General features: G+C 70.1%; 3 protein-coding genes. All 3 read left to right on the forward strand.

The features are described from left to right. Nucleotides 1-79: 79 nt before the first annotated feature. The 3 genes from polA (at nt 80) to ACIRDX_RS19345 (ending at nt 6,248) form a co-directional block, all read left to right on the forward strand. On the forward strand, nt 80-2,761 hold the full coding sequence (gene polA / locus ACIRDX_RS19335; RefSeq protein WP_396627074.1) for a DNA polymerase I: 2,682 nt from the start codon (nt 80-82) through the stop codon (nt 2,759-2,761). Nucleotides 2,762-2,854: 93 nt separating this feature from the next. Further along, a complete protein-coding gene (locus tag ACIRDX_RS19340) occupies nt 2,855-4,171 on the forward strand; it encodes a neutral/alkaline non-lysosomal ceramidase N-terminal domain-containing protein (RefSeq protein ID WP_396627075.1) in 1,317 nt (438 codons plus the stop codon). 49 nt (nt 4,172-4,220) lie between these two features. Continuing rightward, complete coding sequence (locus ACIRDX_RS19345; RefSeq protein ID WP_396627076.1) at nt 4,221-6,248, forward strand: heparinase II/III family protein; 2,028 nt, start codon at nt 4,221-4,223, stop codon at nt 6,246-6,248. Nucleotides 6,249-6,286: the final 38 nt, after the last annotated feature.

The raw sequence follows: 6,286 nt of genomic DNA on the forward strand, positions 1-6,286 counted from the left end.
CCTGTCCCTCGTCCCTTGACTCCCTTGTGACTTGCGTACTCGTCCCTTGTCACTTGCGCCGTCCGTCTACAATCGCCCCGTGGCCGAACGTCCGATCCTGTTCCTCATCGACGGCAACAACCAGATGTACCGCGCGTACCACGCCATCCGCGGGCTGACGGGGCCGGACGGCAAGTCGACCAACGCGGTCTACGGGTTCGTGACCATGCTGCGCAAGCTCATCGCCGACCACGAACCGGCCTACATCGCCGCCGCATTCGACCTGGCCGGCCCGACCTTCCGCTCCGCCATGCAGGCCGACTACAAGGCCAACCGCGCCCCGATGCCGCCCGACCTGGTCGAGCAGGTGCCGCTGGTCCACGAGGCGTGCGAGGCCATGGGCGTCCGCATCCTCACGCACGCCGACTACGAGGCCGACGACGTGATCGCCACCCTGGCGACGCGCGCCGTCGCCCGCGGCTTCGATGCCGCCATCGTCACCGGCGACAAGGACTTCTTCCAGATGGTGGATGGCCACGTCCGCGTGTACAACCCGCGCGACGAGGGCACCTGGTACGACGCGACAGGCGTGGCCGAGAAGTTCGGCGTGCGCCCCGACCAGGTCGTGGACGTGCTGGCACTGATGGGCGACGCCATCGACAACGTGAAGGGCGTGCCGGGGATCGGCGAGAAGGGCGCGCGCGAGTTGATCCTGCAGTACGGCACGCTCGACGCCCTGCTCGAGGCCGCCCCGACGCTGACCTCGAAGCGGTACCGCGAGGCGCTGGTCAACCACGCCGAGGACGCGCACCTCAGCCGCGACATGGTCCGCCTGCACTGCGACGTGCCGGTCGCCGACGACCTGGCCGCCCTTCGCTACGTGGGCCCGGACCAGAAGCGCTGCTACGAGCTGTTCAGCCGGCTGGGCTTCAAGACACTCGTCACCGCCTTCGCGCCGACGGCGGCCGACGTGGTGCGCACGTTCAACACCTGCGGCGACGCCGAGGACCTCCGGGAGCTCGCCGACCGGATTCGCGCGACGGGCCAGTGCGCGGTGTACCTGGTGACCACCGAGCGGCCGGCCCTGCTGGCCGACCTCGTCGGCCTGGCGATCGGCACCGGCGACGGCCACGCGACGTACGTCCCGCTCGGACACACCTCCCTCGACGCCTGTCCCAACCTCCCCGCCCAGGCCCTCCGCGACATCGTCGGGCCGCTGCTCGCCGACCCCGCCGTCGCCAAGACGGGGCACGACGTGAAGGCCATGCAACTCGTGCTCGAGCGTCACGGCATGGCGCTGGCCGGCGTGCGCGACGACGTGATGCTCGCCAGCTACGTGCTCGACGCCTCGACCGCGGCGCATGCGCTCGAGTCGCTGGCACTGGAGCGCCTCGGCTACAAGGCGCAGGATTCCGAGGGGCTGCGCGGCAAGGGCGTGAAGGCGCTGCCGGTATCGCAGGTGGCCGTCGAGGCGATGACGACCTGGGCCTGCGAGCGGGCCGACCTCGGCGTACAGCTCACCGGCGACCTGCGGGCGGCCCTCGACGCCGAGCAGCTGACCGGCATCTACGAGGACTTCGAGCTGGCGCTGCTGCCGGCACTGTGCGCCATCGAGCAGGCCGGCATCCGCGTCGACACTCAGGTGCTGGCCGGCCTCTCGACCCGCATGGACGCCGAGCTGGAGGCACGATCGGCGCGCATCTTCGAGCTCGCCGGCACCACGTTCAACATCAACTCGCCGAAGCAGCTGGGCGAGATCCTGTTCGAGAAGATGCAGCTGCCGGTGCTCAAGCGCACCGGCAAGGAGCGCACGGCGTCGACCGCCGCCGAGGTGCTCGAGGAGCTGGCGCTCACGCACGACATCGCCCGCGAGATCCTCGACTGGCGCGCGATGATGAAGCTGAAGGGCACCTACGTCGATGCGCTGCCCCAGCTCGTGCACCCGAAGACCGGGCGCGTGCACACGACCTTCAACCAGGCGGTGGCCGCCACCGGACGGTTGAGCAGCAGCGACCCCAACCTGCAGAACATCCCGATCCGCACCGAACTCGGACGCGAGATCCGCGGCGCATTCGTCGCCGAACCCGGACACCTGCTGATCTCGGCCGACTACTCGCAGATCGAGCTGCGCGTGCTCGCACACATGGCGCAGGAGCAGAGCCTGATCGAGGCGTTCCGGCGGGGCGACGACATCCACGACCAGACGTCGGCGCGCGTGTTCGGGGAGGACAGCGGCCTGAGCCCCCACGAACTGCGCCGACGCGCCAAGATCATCAACTACGCGCTGCTGTACGGGAAGACCGCCTTCACGCTGGCCAAGGACATCGGCGTCACCCAGCAGGCGGCGCAGGCCTTCATCGACGCGTACTTCGCCGGTTACCCATCGGTGCGCCAGTTCATCGACGAGACCATCGCCAGGGCGCGCGACACGGGCGTGGTGAGCACGCTGTTCGGGCGACGCCGACGCGTCCCCGAGCTCACGAGCCGCAACGGCCAGATCCGGGCGGCGGCAGAGCGCGTCACGGTGAACCTGCCCATCCAGGGCACGGCGGCCGACATCCTCAAGCGCGCGATGATCGACCTGCACGGGGCGCTGCCCTCGGTGCCGGGCCTGCGGATGATCCTGACGGTGCACGACGAACTGGTGTTCGAGGTGCCCGAGGCCCGCGCTGACGAAGCAGTGGCGCTCGTCAAGCACCACATGGAACATGCCGTGACGCTCGACGTGCCGCTCGACGTCGACGTGGGCGTGGGACGCACATGGAACGACGCGAAGGCCTGACGCACGGTCCGATCGACCGTCACACCGACCTCGGCGCGCTCGCAACGCCGGTGGGCGTCCCCTGTCCGAAGTGCTGAAGAAGCAGGACGTGTCATGAGCACTGGCCGATTCGTTGCACGCGCGTTGTCCGTCTTCACGCTGCTCGCCCTGACGCTGGCCGGCCCCGAGGCCATGGCTCAACCCGGCCGGTTCCGTGCCTCGGCGGTCAAGGTGGACATCACCCCCTCGACCAGCAAGTGGCTGGCAGGCTATCCGCCGCGCCAGTCCACTGGCGTTCACGACCGGCTCTTCCACCGCGTCGTCGCCATGGACGATGGCACGACGCAGTTCTTTCTCGCGTCGACCGACCTCTGCCTGATCGCCCCCTCGGTCTACGACGAATTCGCCGCGCAGTTGAAGAAGGAGACCGGCATCGACCCGGTCCAGGTCTGGTGGAGCGTCACGCACACGCACTCGGCGCCCGAAGTCGGGCCGCACGGAATGGCGAAGCTGATGATGCCGGAGCGCTATGGCCACCCGCCGGATGCCGAGTACACCGCGTTCGTGCAGCGGGCGCTGATCGACGCCATCAAGGAGGCGCGCTCGACGCTCGCACCGGCCCGCCTGGCCTCGGGCACGGGCTACTCCGCGGCCAACATCAACCGGCGCGCCCGCGACCCCAAGGGCGTCATCTCGCTCGGCATGAACCCCGATGGCCCGGTCGACAGACAGATCGGCCTCATCCGTCTCGAAAGCCCCGAGGGCGCGCCGATCGCCCTGATCGCCAACTACTCCATGCATGCCACGGCGCTTGGCGCGCAGAACACATTGATCAGCGGCGATGCGGCGGGCACGGTGAGCGCCTACGTCGAAGAGCGGGTGGGTGCTCCGGTCCTCTTCATCAATGGCGCCGCCGGGGACCTCGCGCCCATCTACTCGGTCCAGCCCGATTTCCGCGCCGCGCACATCACCGAGTTCAACGTGCTGCTGGGCGACAGGATCCTTGCCGCCAACAGTGCGATCCGCGCGTCCGGAGCCGCGGTGCACCTGCGGCCGATCCAGAAGATCGTCGAGACGCCGCGCCGCGCGGGATTCGGGTGGACCCCGGAAATCGGCGACTACCTCGTGGCGGGCGAAGGCCAGGCCGGCCTCATCCGCCTGCCTGTCAGGGTGCTGATCGTCAATGACGACCTCGCCCTCTGGTCAGCCCCGGTGGAGCTCTTCTGCGAGATCTCCATGGGGATTCGCAGCCGTTCGCCGTTCGCCCAGACGTTCTACTTCGGCTACACCAACGGCTGGTTCGGCTACCTGGTCACGAAGAAGGCCTTCGCCGAGGGCGGATACGAGACACGAACCTCGCCCTTCACCGAGAGCGTCGAGGACGATCTCACCCAGGTGGTGAGCGCCTGCTTGCGGAGCCGCGGCAGGTGAGCCCGACAGTCGACGTGGCGCTCGACGTCGACGTGGGAGTGGGACGCACATGGAACGACACAAGGGCCTGACGCCCCACCCGATCGACCGTCGCACCTGCCTCGGCGCGCTCGCCGCGCCGATGATGGCGGCCGGCTGGGCCAGCAGGCCCTACCAGGCCTCATCGTCGACGCCCCGGCTGCTGTTCACGCGGGAGGAACTCGACCGCATGCGGGGGCGCGCCACGCACCCGCAGCTCGCGCGGCTGCGGGCCGCCGTGCTCGGCAAGGCGAATCGGTACACGACGGCGCCGCCGTTGGTGCCCTCGATCACGGGGCGCGGCGAGCCCGACCCGCCCGGCGAGGACAAGGGGCTCTCCTGCGCCCGCGCGCTGCAGGGACGCGTCGTCACGCTCGGCATGGCGTGGGAGCTCACCGGCGAGGCGCGGTACCTCGAGAGCGCGGTGGCCCAGCTCGAGCACGCCGTGCGCGACTGGCGGATCTGGGTCGACACGGCGCACCCGCCGCCGTTCGACCTCATGACCGGTGAGCTGTCGCTCACGTATGCGCTCGCCATCGACTGGCTGCTACTGGCGGTCCCCGCCGAGCGCCGCGCCCCCATCGTCGACGGCGTCGTGCGTCGCGCGCTCGATGCGTACCTGCAGGCGATCGAGTCGCCGAAGCCACCCGGGTGGCACGCGGGCAAGAACAACTGGAACACGGTCTGCAACGGCGGCGCAGTGATGCTGGCGCTCGCGCTGCAGGGGATGGGCCGGGTTGGCGAGTCCCAAGGGAGGGCCGGCTCTCCGAGCCCGGCCACCGGTATCGCAGACAAGGCCGCGCGCGTGCTGGCCAAGGGCGTGCCGGCGATGGACCCCTACTGGAACCACCTCGGGCCCGATGGCGCCTGGGACGAGGGCACAGGCTACTGGCGCTATGGCCACCGCTATGCGTTGATGGCCGCAGAAGCCCTGCGTCGCGCCGGCCACCCGGCCGGCGACGCGATCTTCGCGCGCAGCGGCGTGCGCCAGACCGGCTACTTCCCCATCGTCTTCAACCCGGGCAGGACGCTGTCGGCAAGCTTTGGCGACTCGAACGGCCGGGCGGCAGACGCCATCTTCTACTTCCTCGGCGCGACGTACCGCGACCCGGCGTTCATCTGGTACCAGGACCGCGTCGAGGTGCCTCGGCAACGCGAGGGCTGGCCCGACGAGGCACTCGCGCTCCTGTGGCGTCCGGTCGACGAGCCGTGGCTGCCCGAGCGACAGCGCGACTACGTGCCAGCGATCCCGGCAGCCGCGGTGTTCCCGAGCATCGGCTGGGCGCTCCTCGCCCCACGACAGCCCGATCCCGCGCACTTCCTCGCCTTCAAGAACGGGTCGCTGGCGGCGAGCCACACGCACCTCGACCTGAACCACGTGAGCCTCGCCGTGGGCGACACGTTCCTGCTGCTCGAACTCGGGAGCCGGCCGTACCCGGCCGACTACTTCCGCGCCGACCGCCGCTACGGCTACTACGAGATCGGCACGCGTGGGCACAACACGGTGCTCGTCGGCGGCAAGGGCCAGGTCCATCGCCGCGAGGGGCGCCTGCTGCCACTCGTCGAGAAGGATGGCGTGCAGGTGCTCACGGGCATGGCCGACGATGCGTACGAGGTGGCGACGCCGATCGCACGCCGGCATGTGGTGGCGCTCGACGAGCGGCAGGCTTTCGTGGTGATCGACGAGATCGAGACGGCCGCGGCGCAGTCGATCGAGCTGCGCTGGCACACGGGTGGGGCGTGGGCCGTTGGCGAGCGCGGGGCGGCGGTCGTGACCAACGGCGCGGCGCGGGCGGCGATACGGACGCTGGCACTCGGCACCGGCGCGCGTCTCGAAGTGGAGTCCCCTGACGGCTGGATTCGGCCAGTGCAGGTCCTGCGCGCGGTGGTCGAGCCAGCGCCACGCCACCTGGTGGCCACGGTGATCGTGCCGAACGCCGCCGAGGCGCCCACGCTGTCACTGGCCCGGACCGAGGACGGCAGGGAGATCGTCGTCCGCGTCGGTGAACGGCAGCTGCGCTTCGTGACGACCGCGGCTGGGGGGCTGCAGGTTCGCTAGGCGGAGACCGCTGACCGTCGGACAAGTCCGACGGCTAC

The sequence above is a fragment of the Luteitalea sp. genome, from assembly GCF_044337415.1.
Taxonomy (GTDB): domain Bacteria; phylum Acidobacteriota; class Vicinamibacteria; order Vicinamibacterales; family Vicinamibacteraceae; genus Luteitalea.

Excerpts from the sequence above, each read along its gene's own strand:
- ACIRDX_RS19340 (WP_396627075.1), top strand. The coding sequence starts at position 2,855 with ATGAGCACTGGCCGATTCGTTGCACGCGCGTTGTCCGTCTTCACGCTG.
- ACIRDX_RS19345 (WP_396627076.1), top strand. The coding sequence starts at position 4,221 with ATGGAACGACACAAGGGCCTGACGCCCCACCCGATCGACCGTCGCACC.